The organism is Achromobacter sp. CSND-B12, assembly GCF_052906545.1.
In genome coordinates this window covers 3276150-3296035 of the sequence record NZ_JBREGJ010000001.1, presented here as the reverse complement: position 1 = coordinate 3296035, position 19886 = coordinate 3276150, and the positions used below count along the sequence as shown (strand labels likewise).

Genomic DNA, 19886 nt, shown 5'->3' with positions numbered 1-19886 from the left:
CGCGACCACCCGCGCCGGGCGGCCTACGAAGCCCCCCCCGCAAGCAAACAACCACTGAACCAATAAAAAAGCGCCCCGCAGGGCGCTCTTCCATTCACTTCAAGGCTGCTTCTTCAACAAATCCCGAATCTCACGCAACAACGCCACATCCTCGGGCGTCGCGGCAGGTGCCGCCGGCGCTTCCTCGGCCTTGGTGCGCGCCTTGTAGATCGCCTTCACCATCCAGAAGATCACAAACGCCAGCAACACGAAGTTGATGATGATCGTGATGAAGTTCCCCCAGGCGAAAACGTTGGCGCCCGCCTTGGTCAGGTCCGCATATGTCATCGGCCCGTTGTAACCGGCCGGCATCGACAGCACCAGGAACTTGTTCGAAAAATCGACGGATCCGCCCAGCACGAAGTTCACCAGCGGCATGACGATATCCTTGACCAGTGAGTCGACGATTCTGCCGAAAGCCGCCCCAATGATCACACCAACCGCCAAATCAACCGCATTGCCTTTGACAGCGAAATCTCGGAATTCTTTGACGAAACCAGTCGCTTTGCTCATAAAAGCACTCCCTTCGTGATACGCCCACCAGTAGGCTGGCGCTATAATACGCGGTTGCTATGTTGTTACATATTCCCGCGAAGCCGATGCCGCAGAAGTGATGCTACTCGTAGAGCGGGCGCATCAACAAGGATAGGAAGATGAGTCAGGATACGCTGGTGCATGATGATGACGGTGCGGTTGATCCAAATCTGCCGCCCGATCCTTCGCGACGTTTCTGGGTAACCACCGCCTGTGCTGTGGGTGGCGTAGCAGGTGTCGCAACGGCAATACCGCTTGTGAGCACGTTTTCCCCTTCTGAAAAAGCCCGCGCCGCCGGCGCCCCCGTGGAGGTCGACATCGGCGACATTCCCGTGGGCACCATGAAAACGGTGGAATGGCGGGGCAAGCCGGTCTGGATCATCCACCGGTCTCCTGAACAGATCGCCGGCCTCAAGACCCAGGACGCCCTCCTGGCGGACCCCCAGTCCAAGCGGCCCGGTTTCACGCCCAAATACGCGGAAAACGAAGGTCGCTCGCGCAAGCCCGAGATCTTCGTCTGTGTTGGCATCTGTACCCATCTGGGCTGCTCGCCCACCTCGCACTTCGAAACGGGCGGCGGTGGCGGCATGGGCGCCTCCTGGCAAGGCGGATTCCTCTGTCCGTGCCATGGCTCCACGTTCGACCTGGCAGGCCGGGTCTACAAGAACAAGCCCGCTCCCGACAATCTCGAAGTTCCGCCGTACCAGTATCTCACCGACTCCCGCATCATCGTGGGCGTCGATGAAGACAACAAGGCCTGACGCTCGCGTCGCGCTTTTTTCCCGAATTACGTAAGTAAAACAAATACGCCACGTATTAGAGAAGGAGCCGTTACATGGCTGGCGAGAAAACCGTCGAGACGACAGGCCTGTTGGGCTGGCTGGACCGGCGCTTCCCGGTGACCTCCACCTGGAAAGCGCATCTGTCCGAATACTACGCACCGAAAAACTTCAACTTCTGGTATTTCTTCGGCTCGCTGGCACTCCTGGTGCTGGTGCTGCAGATCGTGACCGGCATCTTCCTGGTCATGCACTACAAGCCGGACGCCGAGCGCGCGTTCCAATCCGTCGAATACATCATGCGCGAAGTCCCGTGGGGCTGGCTGGTGCGCTACATGCACTCGACCGGCGCCTCGATGTTCTTCGTCGTCGTCTACCTGCACATGCTGCGCGGCCTGCTCTATGGCTCGTACCGCAAGCCGCGTGAGCTGGTCTGGATCTTCGGCGTCGCGATCTTCCTCTGTCTGATGGCCGAAGCATTCTTCGGCTACCTCCTGCCGTGGGGCCAGATGTCCTACTGGGGCGCACAGGTGATCGTGAACCTGTTCGCGGCCATCCCGTTCATCGGCCCCGAGCTGTCGATCTGGATCCGCGGCGACTACGTCGTGTCCGACGCCACGCTGAACCGCTTCTTCGCCTTCCACGTCATCGCCATTCCGCTGGTGCTGGTGGGCCTGGTGGCGGCGCACCTGGTGGCGCTGCACGAAGTCGGCTCGAACAACCCGGACGGCATCGAGATCAAGCAGGGCCCGAAGGACAAGTACGGTCGCCCCAAGGACGGCATCCCGTTCCACCCGTTCTACACGGTGCACGACCTGGTCGGCGTCGCGGGCTTCCTGCTGGTGTTCGCCTTCATCGTGTTCTTCGCGCCGGAAATGGGCGGGTACTTCCTGGAGTTCAACAACTTCATCCCGGCCGACTCGCTCAAGACGCCGCCGCACATCGCCCCGGTGTGGTACTTCACGCCGTTCTACTCGATGCTGCGCGCCACCACCGACGAGTTCACGTGGGTGCTGGCCGGCGCCTCGGTGCTGGGCGCCATCGCGCTGCTCGTCAAGAGCAACCTGAAGGGCTTCATGCGCATCGCCGTGCCCGGCATCCTGATCGTCGTGGCCGTGCTGCTGCGCGTGATCGACGCCAAGTTCTGGGGCGTGGTCGCGATGGGCGGCACCGTGGTCATCCTGTTCTTCCTGCCGTGGCTGGACCATTCGCCGGTCAAGTCGATCCGCTACCGCCCCACGTGGCACAAGTGGATCTACGGCATCTTCATGGTCAACTTCCTGGTGCTCGGCTACATCGGTACGCAGCCGCCCAGTCCGCCGTTGAACATCACGTCGCAGATCGGCACGCTGCTGTACCTGGCATTCTTCTTCCTGATGCCGGTCTGGAGCCGCCTGGGCACCTTCAAGCAAGTGCCTGACCGCGTGACGTTCCACGCCCACTGAGCCAACGAGAATAACGGACTGACCATGATCAAGAAGCTGATTGGTGCCGTGGCCTTGATGCTCACGTGTACCGCCGCCACTTTCGCCGCCGAAGGCGGCTTTCCGCTGGACAAGGCGCCTTACCGCGTCAACGACATGGCGTCGCTGCAAAACGGCGCCAAGCTGTTCGTCAACTACTGTCTGAACTGCCATAGCGCATCGTCGATGCGCTACAACAAGCTCAAGGACATCGGCCTGACCGACCAGCAAATCAAGGAAAGCCTGCTGTTCACCGGCGAGAAGGTCGGCGACATGATGAATGTCGCCATGACGCCCAAGGACGCCAAGAAGTGGTTTGGCACCACGCCCCCGGACCTGTCCGTGATCGCCCGCGCCAAATCCGTCAACGCCGGCCCCTCGGGTTCCGACTACATCTACACCTACCTGCGCACGTTCTACCGCGACACCTCGCGTGCCACGGGCTGGAACAACCTGGTCTTCCCGGCCGTCGGCATGCCGCACGCGCTGTGGGAACGCCAGGGTCCGCGCGAGCTGACGACGGTGGCGATGCACGAGGTCGAAGGCAAGGACGGCGCGCCGAAGTCGTGGGAACGGGTCACGACGGTGTACGATGCGCAAGGTTTTGCCACGGTCAAGGCCGAGCCGGTAGCCAGCTACCACGGCCATGCCACCTTCGAGGCCAAATTCAAGGCCGCCAATCCGGCCCAAACCGCAACATACGACAACGACGTCGCCGACCTGACCGCGTTCATGTCCTGGATGGCCGAGCCCGTCCAGACGTTCCGCGTGCAGCTGGGCGTCGGTGTCATGTTGTTCCTGCTCTTGTTCTTCCTGGTGATGTGGCGCCTGAACGCCTCTTACTGGAAACACGTGCGCTAACCGCAACGCCCCGCCAGGCTTATCCGCCCCCATTTTCTCCAGGGTGGATAATGGCGGGTTAGGGCTGTATGCCTACCCCCCGCCTGGCAATCGGGGCCAGCGCCTGCTAGATTAGGGCGCTGGCCTTTCGTTTTTCATAAAGGATTTTTCGCCATGATGGTGCTCTATTCCGGAACCACGTGTCCGTTTTCGCAACGCTGCCGCTTCGTGTTGTTCGAAAAGGGCATGGATTTCGAGATCCGCGACATCGACCTGTACAACAAGCCCGAAGACATCTCGGTGATGAACCCGTACGGTCAAGTGCCCATTCTGGTCGAGCGCGACCTGGTCCTGTACGAGTCGAACATCATCAACGAGTACATCGACGAGCGCTTCCCGCACCCGCAGCTCATGCCGGCCGATCCGGTCATGCGCGCCCGCACCCGCCTGTTCCTGTACAACTTCGAGAAAGAGCTGTTCGTCCACGTCTCGACGCTGGAAGACCGCAGCGCCAAGCCCGACGAGAAGAAGCTGGCCAACGCCCGCCAGAACATCCGCGACCGCCTGGCCCAGCTGGCCCCGATGCTGCTCAAGAACAAGTACATGCTGGGCGAGGAATTCTCCATGCTCGACGTGGCCGTGGCCCCGCTGCTGTGGCGCCTGGACCACTACGGCATCGAGCTGCCCAAGAACGCGGCTCCGCTGCAAAAGTACGCCGAACGCATCTTCTCGCGCCCGGCCTACATCGAAGCGCTGACGCCTTCGGAAAAAGTGATGCGTCGCTAAGGCTGTTGCGTGATGGGTGAAACTTCGACCAAACCGTATCTGATCCGCGCGCTGCACGAATGGTGCACCGATAACGGCTACACGCCGTACATCACCGTGCAGGTCGACGAGCACACCATGGTGCCCGTCGCCCACGTGCGCGACGGACAGATCACCCTGAACGTCGGCACGCTGGCCACCAACCGCCTGGTGCTGGGCAACGAATTCATCGAATTCCAGGCCCGCTTCAGCGGCGTGACCGAAAATGTCTACGTGCCGGTGGGCGCCGTCAGCGCCATCTATGCGCGCGAAACCGGCGCCGGCATGGGCTTCGAAGTGCAGCCCTACGAACCGCCGGCGCCCGGCACGCCGGGCGCGTCCGACACCGCCTCTCCCGAAGCCGACGCCGATACCGCGCCCGGCGACGATGGCGGCGACGACGAACCCAAGCGCCCGCGCCTGACGATCGTCAAGTAACGCGCCAAACAGGCGGGGGGCTGGCTTGGACCGCCCCCCTGCCGTGGCGCCCGGCCCGCCGATCCGGTGCGGAAGCCGATTCGCATTACCCCCCTTATGCGCCGCACCCCGCAAGAAGTTGACGGGGCGCGTGCGCTGCCTTGCGCGGACGCGCCGGCACGCGGCCAGCCACATCAATCGACGCTGAAACCTGGAACGATAGTGCGTATCATTTGCAAACATCGCCGGAATCGCGTCTCATACGCCTGAACCGGGCCTTTTCCTGCGCGTCGCGCAATGCGCGGCCCGGCCCGCCAGGAGCCGCCACAGACCATGCCGTACCTGATCGGAATGCCGCCCGCCCGCGGACCGTCGACGCAATTCGTGCCGCAGATCGACCGCCAGTTGCTTGCCAAGCTGTGCCTGTTCGACGACGTGTCCGCCGACGACCTCGCGCAGGTGCCGCGACAGATCCGCCTGACTCTGCGCGGTCCCGGCCGCGTACCGGCGATCCTGGGATGGGAAGGCGGGCCGTTCGTGGTCAGCGCGCGGGTGCGAGACCTGATGCAAACGCTGGAGCCCGACACGCACCGCTTCCTGCCAATCGACGTCGAGACCATGATGCCCGGCCGCAAGAGCCGGCCTTTCCGCACCTACCACCTGCTGCTGTGCCCGCCCCGGGTCGATGCCGTGATCATCGAAAAGACCGAATTCTCCAAAGGCATGGGCCAGGCCGGTTACGAAGCCAGCTGCGGCTTTTCCTTCCTGAAAGGCACGCCGCTGGTGCTGGACCAGGCCGCCATCGCGAACCGCTGCTTCTGGCGGCTGCCGCGCCAATTCGGTGTCCGGCCGGCGTATCCGCACAGTGGCATCAGCGGCTATTTCTGCTCCGACGAACTCTGGCGGGCCCTGCGCGCCGAACGGCTGCAAGGCTGGGAAGCCAAGCGGCGCTGCGCAACGGCCCCGCGGCCGGCATGACCCACCCGCGCCCCGTCCTGCAAGCGCGCCGGATGCCGGAAAGAATCTCCTTTTTTCATTACAATGCAGTCCCTGCGCGTGCCCCAGGCACGCCACGCCGGTGTAGCTCAGTTGGTAGAGCAGCTCACTTGTAATGAGAAGGTCGAGGGTTCGATTCCTTTCACCGGCACCAATAGCACCCAATGAAAAAGCCCGGCCGAACAGCCGGGCTTTTGTCTTCTGGCGCCAAAGGTTCGCGGCATTTCCTGGGGGCTGACGCGTCTTGCCGCAAACACCCCCCGCGCCGTTTCGTTGTCACCCCAGCGCGGGCAACATATCGAACAGCAACACCATCACCAGGCCGACCACCGACACGATGGACTGCACCACCGAAATCGTCTTGGTCGCCTCGCCCATCGTCATGCCGAAGGATTCCTTCACCATCCAGAACCCGGCGTGATTGGCGTAGTTGAAGAACAGCGAACCGCAGCCGATCGACAGCGCCAGCAACGGCAGGTTCAGCGAGGGGTCGGCGCCGGCCAGCGGCGCCAGCAGGCCGGCCGCGCCGACGATGCCGACCGTGGCCGAGCCGGTGGACACCGACAGCAGCATGGCGATCAGCCAGCCCAGCACCAGCGGCGGAAACGCGAACTGGTGGGTCAGGTGGACGATGGCGTCGCCGACCTTGGCGCTGGTCAGCACCTGCTGGAAGGCGCCGCCGCCCGCGATGATCAGCATGATGCCCGCGATCGGCTTGAGGCTCTTGCCCAGCGCGTCGCGCAGTTTCTCGGCGTCGCCGCCGCGCGCCAGCACCAGCGTCACGGCCGCAAACAGCACGCCCAGCAGCATGGCGACCAGCGGATTTCCCAGGAAAGCCGCCGCATGCATCAGGGGCGAGGTCTTGGGCAGCAGCATTTCGGCCACGGCGTGCAGCAGCATCAACAGGGCGGGCAGCAACGCGGCCACCACGCCCAGGCCGACGCCGGGCTGGCCATGGCCGGCATCGGCCGCCCGGGTGGCGGTGAACTGCTCAAGCAAGGCCTCGTCGGGGCGCGTGCTCATGCGCGGCGCGATGAAGGCGCCATACAGCGGGCCACCCAGGATCATGGCGGGCAGCGCCGCGAGAAAGCCATAGATCATGGTCGGGCCGACCGTGGTCTTGAGGCTGGCGATCGCCGTCAGCGGGCCGGGATGCGGCGGCACCATGCCGTGCATGGCCGCCAGCGCCGCGATCACCGGCACGCCCACGTAGACGTAGGCCGAGCCCTTGAAGCGCTCCTGGCCTTCCAGCTTGCGGGCCACGCTGAATATCAGCGGCAGCATCACCACCAGGCCCACTTCGAAGAACATCGGGATGCCGATGATGAACGCCACCAGCGTCATGGTCCAGGGGATCATGCGCGGCGAGGTGCGGTTCAGGATGGCGTTGGCCAGGCGCTCGGTGGTGCCCGAATCCGCCAGGATCTTGCCCAGCATGGCGCCCAGCGCGATCACCACGCCCACTGCGCCCAGGGTCTTGCCGGCGCCGTCGGTCAGGCTCTTGACGATGGCGGTCGGTTGCATGCCGGTGGCGAACCCGACCCCGATCGACACGATCAGGAGCGCCAGCAGCGGATGCATGCGGATGCGCGAAACGATGAGAGCGACCAGCACCAGGACGCTCACCAGGGCGGTGAGCAACAATTGGATGTCGAACGAAGACATGTATGAAATCCGGAAAAAACGTGGGAGGTCGCGAACCTTCTGGTTGCCATGATAAGGGATCGCCCTGACGCCCAACCGTCATCGCCAGCGCGCCCGGAGGGGCCGTTTTGCATTCCCCGCAAAATTTGTGCATAATTCGCCCCCTCTACCTGTTCCCCGATAGCTCAGTCGGTAGAGCGACGGACTGTTAATCCGCAGGTCGCTGGTTCGAGCCCAGCTCGGGGAGCCAAAGAATGCAGTACTGAAAGGCCCGCAACCTGGTTGCGGGCCTTTTGCATGGGCGCTTGTCCGGCCCCCGCCCAAACTCGGACGCTATCCCCCTTCAAAGTGGCGCTGCGCGCCGGGCGGCGGGCCGGAATGGTTTTACGATTGACGTCGAGTCATCCGTAACACCCTGGCCCTACCTCCCCATGCCCACCCAGACAAAATCCGTCGATTCAAAGGCCGCCTTTGAACTCGTGTTCGACCTGTTACAGAAGATTCCCTGGATCGTTCGCGACGCATCCGCCGCGCTGCCGGACATCGCGGTCATGAAGGCGCACCAGGCCGAAGCCGTGAATGTGATCCTCTGGATCTGTGAAACCGGCGACCTGGCGGGCTGGCCCGCGAAAACGCACCAGGACACCCAGGCGACGGCCTCCTACCTGTTGACGGATCTGACCTTCAGGCTTCTCGATCCAGCCTCGCCGCTTTCCGGGAGCCGCTGGGAAGTCCCGGCGGACCAGCCGGCGCGCCTGCAAGCGTTGCAGATCGTGCGCCATGAAGTGCTGCGCAGCAGGCCGATCACCGCGGCCAACCTGACCCGATTCCGCGCCCGCCGTTGATCTGCGAGAATGAGGCGTGAACCGGGTACTCCCTCTCCGGCCCACCCTCTTCGCCGTCCCATGCGTTCCAACCGTTCCCTGCCCGCCCTGGTCTCGCTGCGCGCCTTCGAGGCGGCCGCCCGGCGCCTGAGCTTCAGCCTGGCGGGCGAAGAACTGTTCGTCACGCAAAGCGCCATCAGTCACCACATCCAGCGGCTGGAGGCGGAACTGGGCGTGACGCTGTTCGAGCGTCGCACCCGCGCCGTGGCCCTCACGCCGGCGGGACAGGCCTATTACGAGCGGGTCCACGCGGCGTTCGAACTGCTGCGCCAAGGCACCGACGAAGCGCGCGCGCCCGCCGCCGCCCGCCACACGCTCAAGGTCGGGCTGCTGGCCTCGTTCGCCACCCGCTGGCTGGCGCCGCGCCTGCCGGGCTTCGCCAGCGCCCATCCGGACATTGACCTGCAATTGCTGCCCGCCATCGGCCTGGCCGACGTGGCGGCCGGTGAAGTGGACGTCGCGATCCGCTATGGCCGCGGCACCTGGCCCGGCCTGCGGGCGCGACGCCTGATGCCGGAACGGCTGTCGGTGGTGTGCGCGCCGTCATTGGTGGCGGGACGGCGACGGCCACGCGCGCCGGCCGACCTGCTGCGCTATCCCCTGCTGGTCTCGCACGCGCAATTGCCGTTCGAGTGGGATGCCTGGGCCCGGCAACATGACCTGGACCTGGGCCGCGCCCAGACCGTGCATCTGCATGACTACAACATCGTGGTGGAAGCGGCGCTGGCCGGACAGGGCATGGCCATGGGCCGGCATCGCCTGATCGCCGCGCAACTGGCCAGCGGCGCGCTGGTCGAGGCGCTGCCGGGCACCGCGCTGGACGATCCGCGTATCGGCTGGTGGTTCGTCAGTCCGCGCGGCCAGGCCGCACCCGCCGCCGTGGCATTCCAGGCGTGGCTGGCGCAGGCGGCGGCCGACGGTTGATGCATTACTTTTACTCATACGTGGTTCGCAATAATTGATTGGTCAGGCACGGCGCGCGCCGATAGCATGGGGATCGTCTTTTCCCTTTTCCGTCTCACAGGTGATTCCATGACCCGTACGATCTCCGGCCGCGTGGCCGAACTCGGCCTTGTGCTCGAAGCCGCCGCCGCGCCCGCCGCCAATTACGTGCCCTTCGTGCAGGAGGGCAATCTGCTGTACATCTCCGGCCAGATCTCGCGCGAAGGCGGCAAGGCGGCGTTCCTGGGCCAGTTGGGCAACCAGATTTCCGAAGCGGACGGCGTCAGCGCGGCGCGCCTGTCGGCCCTGGGGATCCTGGCGCAGATCGCGGCCGCCACCGGCGACCGGCTCGATCGCGTGGCGCGCGTGGTGCGCCTGGGCGTGTTCGTCGCCAGCACGCCGGACTTCAATCGCCAGAGCGCGGTCGCCAACGGCGCCTCGGACCTGATGGTGGAAGTGTTCGGCGATGCCGGCCGCCACGCGCGCAGCGCGGTGGGCGTGGCCTCGCTGCCGCAGGGCGTGGCGGTCGAGGTGGAAGCCGTCGTCGCACTGACGCCCGCCTGATGCCCCGGCGCCGGACGCAAGCCCGGCGCGTTTTTCCTGGAACCCTCATGCCCGCCGCCGTCCTCACCGCCGCCACCCTCGAAGCGTTGCGCGCCGCCACGCCCGGCACGCGCACCACCGTCCACTTCAACCATGCCGGCGCATCGTTGCCGTCGGCGGCCACGCTCGATGCCATCCAGGCCCACCTGCGGCGCGAAGCCGAACACGGGCCGATGGAGGCGGGCGTGGCCGCGCGCGCCCACACCGAGCAGGCGCGCCAGTTGGCCGCGCAACTGCTCAATGCCCAGCCAGGCGAGATCGCCCTGACCGGCGGCAATTCCCCAGGGTGGGGCGCCGCATTCGCCGCGCTGGGACCCTGGCGCCCCGGCGACCGCATCCTGGTGGGCCGCCATGAATGGGGCGGCAACCTTGCCGCCATGCGGCTGGCGGCACAACGCGCGGGCGCGAGCATCGAGACGATTCCATCCGATGACAGCGGCTGCGTCGACGCCGATGCGCTGCGCGCCATGCTGGACGAACGGGTGCGCCTGGTCGCGCTGACCTGGTTGCCGGCCAACGGCGGCCTGATCAACCCGGCGGCCGCCATCGGCCGCGTCACGCGCGCCGCAGGCGTGCCGTACTTCATCGATGCGGCGCAGGCGGTGGGACAGGTGCCGATCGACGTGGCCGAGGTCGGTTGCGACGTCCTCAGCGGCGCTGGCCGCAAGGCCCTGCGCGGCCCGCGCGGCACCGGCCTGCTGTATGTGCGGCGCGAATTCCTGCCGCGCCTGGCGCCCGCGTTCGTCGACACCCATTCGGCGCCGCTGGGCGCCGACGGCGAGCCGCAACTGCGCGACGATGCCACGCGCTTCGAATCCGCCGAAGCTTCGATGGCGTTGCGCGCAGGCCTGGCCAATGCGTTGCAGGAAGCGCTCGATATCGGCCTGGAAGCCATCCGCGCCCGCATCGACCTGGTCGCCCAGGCCTTGCGGGCGGAGCTGCGCGCCATTGCCGGCATCGAGGTGCTGGACCAGGGCCGCGAACTGTCCGGCCTGGTGTCGTTCAATCTCGCCGGGCACGACCCTGCCGCCGTGCAGCGGACGCTGGCCGCGCAAGGCATCACCATCGGCAGCAACGGCGTGCCGTACACGCCGCTGGACATGAACGCGCGCGGCCTGGCGCACATCGCGCGCGCCTCGGTCAGCTACCTGACCCGCGACGAGGAGATCGACCGCCTGCTCGACGCGCTGCGCGCGTTGTCGCGCCAGGGCGCCTAGCACACTTGCGCCGCGCGCCCATGTCGATCAAGCCGCCACGCGGCGCGAGAACGGCGACCACCTGGTGAAGACCAGCAGGTTGCCGAACATCACCAGCGCCAGCCCGAGCAGGGCGGCGGGCGTCCACTGGTAGCCCTCGACGAAGGTCGACACGCTCAGCGCCACCACCGGGAACAACACGGTGCAATAGGCGGCGCGCGCCGGGCCCATGCGTCCCACCAGTGTCAGGTAGGCGGTGAAGCCGATCACCGACCCCGGAATCGCCAGGTAGAGCAGGGCGCCGACATAGGCCGCGGAGGTGTCGAAACGGAACGGCACGCCCGCGGCCAGGCAGCCGGCCAGCAACACGGCGGCGCCGTACAGCATGCTGTAGGCGTTGCCGGTGAGCGGACGGATGCCGGCGCGCTGCTGCAGCGACGACAGCATGTTGCCGGTGGAAAAGCAGAACGTGCCCAGCAGCGCGAAGCCCAGTCCGAGCAGCGTCTCGCGGCTGGCCTCCTGGCCCGCGAGCTCGGGCCAGAACAGCAGCACCAGGCCGGTGAAGCCGATCACCCCCGCCACCATCACGCGCGGCGCGATGCGGGTGCCGAACCACAGCCGCGCATTCAATGCGTTCCACAGCGTGGCGGCCGAGAACACCACCGACACCAGGCCGCTCGGAATCCACTGCGTGGCCGTGTAGAAGCACAGGAAGTTCAGGCAGAACAGGCACAGCCCCTGGCCCAGGCACAACGCATGCCCGCGGCGATCCAGGCGTTGCAATTTGCGGGTCAGCAGCAACGCGGCGAACAGCACCAGGCCGGCCAGCGCAAAGCGGTAGAAGATGGACACGGGAATCGCCACCACCCCAAGCTGCAGCTTGATGGCGATCCAGGTGGTGCCCCAGATGACGACGGTCAGGAAATACAGGAATAGATTCACTTTGGGACGCTCGGCAGGGCCAAAAAGGACATGACATCCGGCACCGCGAAAATCGCGGGCTCCGACGCCCAGTCTGCGCCCGCGGCGGACGAAAAAATTGCCGGTTCTTGCGGTTTTTCCGCACCCGCGCGTGCCACGCGCGCGGCGATCGCAGTAGCATTTCAGTTCCATGGGCACTACCGCTTCGGCACCGTCCGACTTCTCCGTCTTTCGCACGCTGTCCGCCTCCAGCGCGACACTGGCGCGTGCCGCCTCGCTGGGCGAGGGCATCGCCATTTCGCAATGGGGCCGCAGCGCCCACGAAACGCTGGGCTACGACATGCCTGGACACCACACGCTGTCGCTGTACCTGCACGGCGGCGAGAAGTCGTTCCGGGTCGGCAATCCGCTGCACGGCGGCGCGGGCAAATTCTGCGTGCTGCCGGCCGAGCACTATTCGCGCTGGTGCATGAACGACACGGTGCATTTCCTGCACCTGTACATCGCGCCGGAACGGCTGGCGCGCGAGGCCGTGATGCGGCTCGACTGCGAACCGCGCGCGCTGGAACTGCGCGACCGCACCTACATCCACGACGAGTCGCTGACCGACGTATGCCGGGCGCTGCTCGATAGCGACTGGACCGCGCCCGCCGAGCGCCTGGCTGCCAGCAGCGCGGCCGAGACCGTGCTGCATCACCTGCTGAACCAGGGCGTGTCGCGCAAGGCCGTGGCGCCGGCGCGCGGCGGGCTGGCGCCGGCGGTGCGGCGGCGGGTCATGGACTATGTCGATGCGCACCTCGCCGAGCCGCTGACGCTGGAGCAACTGGCCGGCGTGGCCGCGCTGTCCACCTATCACTTCGCGCGCATGTTCCACACCTCGTTCGGCGAGCCGCCGCATTCCTGGGTGCGCGCCCGCCGCCTGGCTCACGCGCGCCGCCTGCTGGCGGCCGGCAAGGGCGACCTGGCCGGCATCGCGCAGGCGGCCGGTTTCGGCAACGCCAGCCATCTGTCGCGCGTGTTCCGCGACGCCGTCGGCGTCACCCCGGGCCAATACCGCGCCGCCCACCGCAAGCACTGAGCCGGCCGCCGCGCGGTCTACAATGGCGCATCGCCCTTCGCGGCCTGATCGCCTGCCCCGCCCGCGATGCCATCGCCGACTTCCCGCGACATTTCCACCTCCCCCGAGGCCTTCGACCCGGCGCCGCTGCGCGCCCATTGGCTGGCCGAACTGATCCGGCTGCGCGAAGCGCACTGGGGCCCGCTGGAAGACGCCGCCGTGGTGCGCCGGGTACGACAACTCGACATCCCGCTGCCGGCCCGCATCCTGGCGCGCGCGCAAGCACTGGCGCAGCGCGAAAACCTGGTTCCGCTGGTGGACGGCTGGCGCCGCAGCGCATTCGCGGTGCTGGCGCTGCTGTTGCTGCTGGCGTTGCTGTCCGGCGCCGGCGTGGCGGCGGGCGCCCTGGGCGATGGCGGCCGCGCCGTCAACGTGCTGTGGGCGCTGGCCGCCTTGCTCGGCCTGCACCTGCTGACCTTCGTCCTGTGGCTGGCCAGCTTCCTGCTGCGGCCCGCGGCCATGACGCCGCTCGGGCGGTTGTGGCTCTGGGCCACCCGCAAGCTGGCGCGCGGCCCCGACAGCGCGCTGGTGCCGCAGGCCTTCCTCAACCTGCTGGCCCGCGCCGGCGCCCTGCGCGGCGTGTTCGGCGCGGTCAGCCACGGGCTCTGGCTGGCGGGCCTGGGCGCGGCGCTGGCGACCCTGCTGGCGCTGTTGTCCACCGCCAGCTACCGCTTCATCTGGGCCACCACCTTGCTGGCGCCGGACACTTTCGTTTGGTTGACCCAGGTCGTCGGCTGGCTGCCGTCGCAACTGGGCTTTCCGCTGCCGGACGCCGCCATGGTGCGCGCCAGCGACGGCGTCCAGGCGTTGGGCGCCGATGCCCAGGTGCAATGGTCGTGGTGGCTGATCGGCGTGTTCGTGACCTACGGCATCGTGCCGCGCCTGCTGGCCTGGCTGGCCTGCCTGCTGGTCACCCGGCGCGCCCTGCGCGGCCTGGCCATCGACCCCGCGCTGGCGGGCTACGCCGCGCTGCGCGACCGGCTCGAACCGCCGGCCCAGTCCACTGGCATCGACCGGCCGGTCGACCCCTTGCACCAGCCGCGCGTGGCGGCGCCGCTGCCCGCCGCGCTGGGCGGCCAGCCGGTGCTGATGGGACTGGAACTGCCCGCCGACCTGCACTGGCCCCCCGCCGTCCCGGCCGCGTCCATCCGCCAGGCGGGCAACCTGGACACGCGCGAGCAGCGCAACCACCTGCTGGATGCCTTGTCTCAGGCCGCCGCCTCGCGCCTGCTGATCGCCTGCGATGCGCGCCAGACGCCCGACCGCGGCACGCTGGCCTTGATCGCCGAGCTGGCTGCGCACGCCGGCCAGACCCGCGTCTGGCTGCTGGCGCCGGCCGCGGCCGACACCCGCGAAGCGCTGTGGCGCGAACGCCTGGCCGCCCTGGGGCTGGCGGCCGGCGCCGTCTTCGGGCCCGGCGCCGCGGCGCTGGCCTGGCTGGAGCAGGGCCATGACTGAGCGCGTCATCAACGTCGCGGTGGTGGGACACACCAACACCGGCAAGACCTCGCTGCTGCGCACGCTGACCCGCGACACCACCTTCGGCGACGTCGCCGACCAGCCCGGCACCACCCGCCACGTGGAAGGCGCGCGCCTGCGCCTGGATGGACGCGCGGTGCTGGAGTGGTTCGACACGCCCGGCATGGAAGACAGCATCGCCCTGCTCGAATACCTGGAGCGCCTGGGCCAGCCCGGCGAACGGCTGGACGGGCCGGCGCGCGTGCGGCGCTTTCTCGACACGCCGGAAGCGCACGGGCGCTACGAGCAGGAAGCGCGCGTGCTCAAGAAGATGCTGGAATGCGATGCGGCGCTGTATGTGATCGATGCGCGCGACCCGGTGCTGGGCAAGCATCGCGACGAACTCGCCATCCTGGCCGCCTGCGGCCGGCCCCTGCTGCCGGTGCTCAATTTCGTCAATGCGCCCGCGCATCGCGCCGCCGAATGGCGCGACGCGCTGGCGCGGCTGGGCCTGCACGCGGCGGTGGAATTCGACACCGTGGCGCCGCCGCTCGATGGCGAGCAACAGCTGTACGCCAAGCTGGGCGTGCTGCTGGATCGCCACGCCGACACCCTGGCGCGCCTGGCCGATACGCTGGCGCGCCAACGGCGCGAACGCCACGCCGCGGCCTTCGAACTGCTGGCCGACCTGCTGATCGACGTGGCCGCGTTGCGCATCACCAGTCCCAGCGACGAAGCCGCATTGGCGGCCGCCGCCCAGCAGTTGCGTCAGCAGGTACGCCAGCGCGAACAGGCCTGCGTCACCGCCTTGCTGGCGCTCTACAACTTCCGTGCGTCCGATTTCGATGACGACGCGCTGCCGCTGCAAGGTGAGCGCTGGGGCATGGACCTGTTCCACCCGCAGGCGCTCAAGGACATGGGCGTGCAGGTCGGCATGGGCGCCGCCGCGGGCGCCATGGCCGGCGCGGCGGTGGACCTGCTCAGCGCGGGGCTGAGCCTGGGCACGGGCATGCTGATCGGCGCCGCCGCCGGCGGACTGTGGCAGGGCGTGGAGAAGCTCGGAAAGCGCGTTGCCGGCAAGCTGCGCGGCTGGCGCGAGATCAGCGTCGACGACGCGGTGCTGCGCCTGCTGGCGCTGCGCCAAAGACAACTGATCGACGCGCTCGAACGTCGTGGCCACGCAGCCCGCGCGCCGCTGCGGCTGGACCACCCCGGCGATGAGACGCTGCGCCGTGGCCCCTTGCCGGAGGCGCTGAAGGAAGCCCGCAGCCGGCCGGAGTGGTCGGCCCTGGCCAAGGGCCATGAAGACAGCGAACGGCGCAAGCAGGCGGTGCGTGAATTGGCGAAAGCAAGCAAGTACTAACCCCAATCCAAACCGATTGACGCTTAAACGAATCGCTCTATAAGATTCGTTCTGCATCGGTGCGGTCCATCCCGCCATGACAATCACAAGGGGTTGGATCTACCGTGAACCGCCTTTCCTCGTAGCAGCAACGCCATGCCCCGGCTCCCCGTGGGGCCAGGGCCCTATCACTTCTGTCGCGCTATCCGCGCATTACGGAGCATGAGGGCTATGCGTACTTTCCCCCACCTGAAACAAGCGGCGCTGGCGGCTGCACTGACGGCCTCGTTGGCGTTCAGCGCCGGCGCGGCCGCCAAGACTTTCCACTGGTCTTATCAAGGCGACGCCACGTCGATGGACCCGATGGCGTTGAACGAGACCTTCACGCTGGGCTTCCAGGGCAACATCTACGAAACGCTGGCCGGTTATGACGGCAACCTGAAACTGACGCCGCTGCTGGCCGAGAGCTGGGAAAACCCGGAGCCCACAAAATGGGTCTTCAAGCTGCGCAAGGGCGTGAAGTTCCACGACGGCTCGCCCTTCACCGCCGATGACGTGATCTTCTCCTGGAAGCGCAGCCTCACGCCGGGCTCCGACATGAAGGGCTACGGCGCCAAGGCCTCCGACATCAAGAAGGTCGACGACTACACCATCGAGGTCACCACCCCAACGCCCAACCCGATCCTGCCGCGCGAATGGGTGTTCCTCTACATCATGAGCAAGACGTGGTCGGAGAAGAACAAGACCACCGAGGCCACCAACGTCAAGGGCGACAACCAGGGCAACTACGCCAACCTCAACGCCAACGGCACCGGCCCCTTCATGCTGGTGTCGCGCCAGCCCGACGTGAAGACCGTGCTCAAACGCTACGACGGCTACTGGAACAAGAACATCAAGACCAACGTCGACGAGGTCATCTTCCAGCCGATCACGCAGGAAGCCACGCGCGTGGCCGCGCTGATCTCGGGCGAGATGGACCTGGTGCAGCCGGTGCCGGTGCAGGACTGGAAGCGCCTGGAAGACGCCAAGGGCGTCAAGCCGCTGACCGCGCCCGAAGCCCGCGCCATCTTCATCGGCATGGACCAGGATCGCGACGAACTGCTGTTCTCGGACGTGAAGGGCAAGAACCCCTTCAAGGACCCGAAGGTGCGCGAAGCGGTGGTGCTGGCCGTGGACACCAAGGCCATCAACGAGAAGATCATGCGCAACGCGGCCAAGCCGCTGGGTTCGCTGATCGCCACCGCCATCAACGGCTACGACGAATCGTTCGGCGCGCCCTACAAGCCGGATCCGGAACGCGCCAAAAAGCTGCTGGCCGAGGCCGGCTATCCGAAGGGCTTCACCGTCACCATGGACTGCCCCAACGACCGCTACGTCAATGACGAGAAGGTCTGCCAGGCGGTGGCCGGCATGCTGGCGCGCGTCGGCATCAAGATCAACCTGCTGGCGCAGACCAAGTCCAAGTACTTCGGCAAGATCCTGCTGCAGGCCGGCAACCAGACCAGCATGTACATGCTGGGCTGGACGCCCAGCTCCACCGACGCGCACAACACGCTGCTGAACCTGGCCGCGTGCCGCGACGCCAAGACGGCGGCGGGCCAGTTCAACCTGGGCGGCTACTGCAACAAGAAGGTCGACGAACTCACCGCCAAGATCGGCGTCGAGACCGACCAGGCCAAGCGCAACGCGATGATCAAGGAAGCCTTCGGCATCGTGCGCAGCGATTTCGGCTACCTGCCGCTGCACCAGCAGCCGATGTCGTGGGGCGTGAAGGACAACATCAAGGTCATCCAGCGCGCCGACGACGTGCTCGACCTGCGCGACGTGGTCCTGCCGTAGTCCCCGGGCGCCGCGCCACGCCGCAGGGCGTGCGCGGCGCCGTGTTGATGCGACCCCCGCGACGGCGCCCGCCGTCCGGGCGCGCCCGGCCCAGCCCCGCTTGCCACGACCGGCAACGCGCGGCCCGGCGTTATCCGACCAAGAGGGCATCCAACCATGCTTTCCTTTATTGCGCAGCGGCTGATCCAGTCGGTGCTGGTGATGTTGACGGTGGCGCTGATCGCGTTCTCCATGTTCCGCTATGTCGGCGATCCGATCGCCAGCATGGTCGGGCAGGACACCACGCCCGAACAGCGCGAGCAGCTGCGCGAACAGTTGGGATTGAACGATCCGTTCGTGGTGCAGTACGCGCATTTCGTCGCCAACGCGGTGCGTGGCGACTTCGGCATTTCCTACCGCCACCGGCGGCCGGTCAGCGAGCTGCTCGAAGAGCGCCTGCCAGCCACGCTGGAGCTGTCGTTCGTCTCCGCCGTGATGGCGCTGGCGCTCGGCATCCCCATGGGCATCTACACCGCGCTCAAGCGCCACGGCGTGCTGTCCAAGACCTTCATGGCGATCTCGCTGGCCGGCATCTCGCTGCCCACCTTCCTGATCGGCATCCTGCTGATCCTGTTCTTCGGCGTGCAGTTGCGATGGCTGCCCAGCTTCGGGCGCGGCGACGTGGTCGGGCTGGGCTGGTGGACCACGGGCTTTTTGACCAAATCCGGCCTGCTGGCGCTGATCATGCCGGCCATCACGCTGGCGCTGTTCCAGATGACCCTGATCATGCGGCTGGTGCGCGCCGAGATGCTGGAAGTGCTGCGCGCCGACTTCATCAAGTTCGCCCGGGCCCGCGGCCTGCCGGAACGCCTGATCAATTTCCGCCATGCGCTCAAGAACACCATGGTGCCGGTCATCACCATCACCGGCCTGCAACTGGGCTCCATCATCGCCTTCGCCATCATCACCGAGACGGTGTTCCAGTGGCCCGGCATGGGCCTGCTGTTCATCCAGGCCATCAGCATGGTGGACATCCCGGTGATGGCCGCCTACCTGGTGCTGATCGCCTTCATGTTCGTCGTCATCAACCTGGTGGTCGATCTGCTGTATTTCGCCGTCGACCCGCGCCTGCGCGTGCAGAGCAAATAAGGGAACCGCCTCATGAACGCCCGCATCGCTCCCTTCTTCGCGCGCGCCGCCGACAGCGACCTCTGGCACAGCTTCAAGCGCTCGCCCGGCGCCATCATCGCCGCCGTGGTCACATTGGCCATCCTGCTGGGCGCGCTGTTCGCGCCGGTGATCGCGCCGCACAATCCGTTCGACCTGGCTTCCCTGAACATCATGGACGCCAACACCCCGCCCGCGTGGCAGGAGGGCGGCAGCCCCGACTTCCTGCTCGGCACCGACGACCAGGGCCGCGACATCCTCTCGGCCGTGCTGTATGGCTCGCGCGTGTCGCTGCTGGTGGGCTTCGCCTCGGTGCTGTTCTCGATGGTGCTGGGCGTGACGCTGGGCCTCATCAGCGGCTACGCCGGCGGCCGCGTCGACAGCTTCATCATGCGCATCGCCGACGTGCAGCTGTCGTTTCCCGCCATTCTGGTGGCGCTGCTGATCGACGGCGTGGCGCGCGGACTGCTGCCGCGCGACATGCACGACCAGCTGGCGCTGTACGTGCTGATCTTCGCCATCGGCATATCGGGCTGGGTGCAGTACGCGCGCACGGTGCGCGGCTCGACGCTGGTGGAACGCAACAAGGAATACGTGCAGGCGGCGCGCCTGATCGGCATCGGCCCGGTCACCATCCTGCGCCGCCACATCCTGCCCAACGTGATGGGACCGGTACTGGTGATCGCCACCATCCACCTGGCCATCGCCATCATCACCGAAGCCACGCTGTCGTTCCTGGGCGTGGGCGTGCCGCCGACCGCGCCGTCGCTGGGCACGCTGATCCGCATCGGCAACAGCTACCTGTTCTCAGGCATGTGGTGGATCTCGATCTTCCCCGGCATCGCGCTGGTCGCGCTGGTGCTGTCGGTCAACCTGCTGGGCGACTGGCTGCGCGACGCGCTCAACCCCAAGCTGCGCTGAG

At 66.9% G+C, this 19886-nt stretch carries 19 protein-coding genes and 2 tRNA genes; 18 read left to right on the top strand and 3 right to left on the bottom strand.

The window, feature by feature from the left end; all coding sequences use genetic code 11:
* Nucleotides 1–99: 99 nt before the first annotated feature.
* Complete coding sequence (mscL, locus tag ACUTAG_RS15485) at nucleotides 100–552, bottom strand: large conductance mechanosensitive channel protein MscL (protein ID WP_006388043.1); 453 nt, start codon at nucleotides 550–552, stop codon at nucleotides 100–102.
* A 140-nt stretch (nucleotides 553–692) separates the two neighbouring features.
* Here mscL and petA point away from each other — a divergent pair, with 140 nt between their 5' ends.
* The 7 genes from petA (at nucleotide 693) to ACUTAG_RS15450 (ending at nucleotide 6026) form a co-directional block, all read left to right on the top strand.
* Nucleotides 693–1334: a ubiquinol-cytochrome c reductase iron-sulfur subunit gene (petA, locus tag ACUTAG_RS15480; protein WP_006388042.1), complete on the top strand. Its 642-nt coding sequence runs from the start codon at nucleotides 693–695 to the stop codon at nucleotides 1332–1334.
* A gap of 74 nt (nucleotides 1335–1408) precedes the next feature.
* Nucleotides 1409–2797 (top strand): cytochrome b, encoded by a 1389-nt coding sequence (locus tag ACUTAG_RS15475; RefSeq protein ID WP_006388041.1) that lies wholly within the window; start codon nucleotides 1409–1411, stop codon nucleotides 2795–2797.
* A gap of 24 nt (nucleotides 2798–2821) precedes the next feature.
* Nucleotides 2822–3676, top strand: coding sequence for a cytochrome c1 (locus tag ACUTAG_RS15470; protein ID WP_006388040.1), 855 nt, complete (start codon nucleotides 2822–2824; stop codon nucleotides 3674–3676).
* Nucleotides 3677–3829: 153 nt separating this feature from the next.
* Complete coding sequence (locus ACUTAG_RS15465; RefSeq protein ID WP_006388039.1) at nucleotides 3830–4441, top strand: glutathione S-transferase N-terminal domain-containing protein; 612 nt, start codon at nucleotides 3830–3832, stop codon at nucleotides 4439–4441.
* Between the two features lie 12 nt (nucleotides 4442–4453).
* Complete coding sequence (locus ACUTAG_RS15460; RefSeq protein ID WP_006388038.1) at nucleotides 4454–4897, top strand: ClpXP protease specificity-enhancing factor; 444 nt, start codon at nucleotides 4454–4456, stop codon at nucleotides 4895–4897.
* A 312-nt stretch (nucleotides 4898–5209) separates the two neighbouring features.
* Nucleotides 5210–5854 carry an imm11 family protein gene (locus ACUTAG_RS15455; RefSeq protein ID WP_262352243.1) on the top strand — a complete coding sequence of 215 codons (645 nt, stop codon included), beginning with the start codon at nucleotides 5210–5212 and terminating at the stop codon, nucleotides 5852–5854.
* Nucleotides 5855–5950: 96 nt separating this feature from the next.
* Nucleotides 5951–6026: transfer RNA gene (locus tag ACUTAG_RS15450), tRNA-Thr, on the top strand.
* A 122-nt stretch (nucleotides 6027–6148) separates the two neighbouring features.
* Here ACUTAG_RS15450 and ACUTAG_RS15445 read toward each other — a convergent pair.
* Entirely contained in the window at nucleotides 6149–7537 is a 1389-nt protein-coding gene (locus ACUTAG_RS15445; protein ID WP_006388036.1) for a GntP family permease, read from the bottom strand.
* 153 nt (nucleotides 7538–7690) lie between these two features.
* On the opposite strand from ACUTAG_RS15445, the gene ACUTAG_RS15440 reads away from it, so the two are divergent.
* The 5 genes from ACUTAG_RS15440 (at nucleotide 7691) to ACUTAG_RS15420 (ending at nucleotide 11162) form a co-directional block, all read left to right on the top strand.
* A tRNA-Asn gene (locus ACUTAG_RS15440) sits at nucleotides 7691–7766 on the top strand.
* 181 nt (nucleotides 7767–7947) lie between these two features.
* Nucleotides 7948–8361, top strand: a complete 414-nt coding sequence (locus ACUTAG_RS15435) for a hypothetical protein (protein WP_148317793.1) — start codon at nucleotides 7948–7950, stop codon at nucleotides 8359–8361.
* A gap of 60 nt (nucleotides 8362–8421) precedes the next feature.
* Nucleotides 8422–9324, top strand: a complete 903-nt coding sequence (gene gcvA, locus ACUTAG_RS15430) for a transcriptional regulator GcvA (protein ID WP_049053478.1) — start codon at nucleotides 8422–8424, stop codon at nucleotides 9322–9324.
* Between the two features lie 108 nt (nucleotides 9325–9432).
* Nucleotides 9433–9906: a RidA family protein gene (locus ACUTAG_RS15425; protein WP_020925631.1), complete on the top strand. Its 474-nt coding sequence runs from the start codon at nucleotides 9433–9435 to the stop codon at nucleotides 9904–9906.
* A 47-nt stretch (nucleotides 9907–9953) separates the two neighbouring features.
* Entirely contained in the window at nucleotides 9954–11162 is a 1209-nt protein-coding gene (locus ACUTAG_RS15420) for an aminotransferase class V-fold PLP-dependent enzyme (protein WP_054498182.1), read from the top strand.
* 27 nt (nucleotides 11163–11189) lie between these two features.
* Here ACUTAG_RS15420 and ACUTAG_RS15415 read toward each other — a convergent pair whose 3' ends face one another.
* The gene (locus ACUTAG_RS15415; RefSeq protein ID WP_024067413.1) at nucleotides 11190–12083 is read right to left on the bottom strand and encodes a DMT family transporter; all 894 of its coding nucleotides are present in this window, start codon (nucleotides 12081–12083) and stop codon (nucleotides 11190–11192) included.
* A gap of 169 nt (nucleotides 12084–12252) precedes the next feature.
* Between ACUTAG_RS15415 and ACUTAG_RS15410 the strand changes: the two genes are divergently transcribed.
* The 6 genes from ACUTAG_RS15410 (at nucleotide 12253) to ACUTAG_RS15385 (ending at nucleotide 19885) form a co-directional block, all read left to right on the top strand.
* Entirely contained in the window at nucleotides 12253–13140 is an 888-nt protein-coding gene (locus ACUTAG_RS15410) for a helix-turn-helix domain-containing protein (RefSeq protein WP_054514244.1), read from the top strand.
* A 66-nt stretch (nucleotides 13141–13206) separates the two neighbouring features.
* Complete coding sequence (locus ACUTAG_RS15405) at nucleotides 13207–14637, top strand: DUF2868 domain-containing protein (protein WP_148317795.1); 1431 nt, start codon at nucleotides 13207–13209, stop codon at nucleotides 14635–14637.
* The gene (locus tag ACUTAG_RS15400) at nucleotides 14630–16000 is read left to right on the top strand and encodes a GTPase/DUF3482 domain-containing protein (protein WP_148317797.1); all 1371 of its coding nucleotides are present in this window, start codon (nucleotides 14630–14632) and stop codon (nucleotides 15998–16000) included. Before ACUTAG_RS15405 ends, ACUTAG_RS15400 begins: the two co-directional genes overlap by 8 nt.
* 210 nt (nucleotides 16001–16210) lie before the next feature.
* Complete coding sequence (locus ACUTAG_RS15395; RefSeq protein ID WP_024067409.1) at nucleotides 16211–17818, top strand: ABC transporter substrate-binding protein; 1608 nt, start codon at nucleotides 16211–16213, stop codon at nucleotides 17816–17818.
* 156 nt (nucleotides 17819–17974) lie between these two features.
* Complete coding sequence (locus ACUTAG_RS15390) at nucleotides 17975–18946, top strand: ABC transporter permease (RefSeq protein ID WP_024067408.1); 972 nt, start codon at nucleotides 17975–17977, stop codon at nucleotides 18944–18946.
* Nucleotides 18947–18958: 12 nt separating this feature from the next.
* Complete coding sequence (locus ACUTAG_RS15385) at nucleotides 18959–19885, top strand: ABC transporter permease (RefSeq protein WP_054418367.1); 927 nt, start codon at nucleotides 18959–18961, stop codon at nucleotides 19883–19885.
* The last annotated feature ends 1 nt before the right edge of the window (nucleotide 19886 follow it).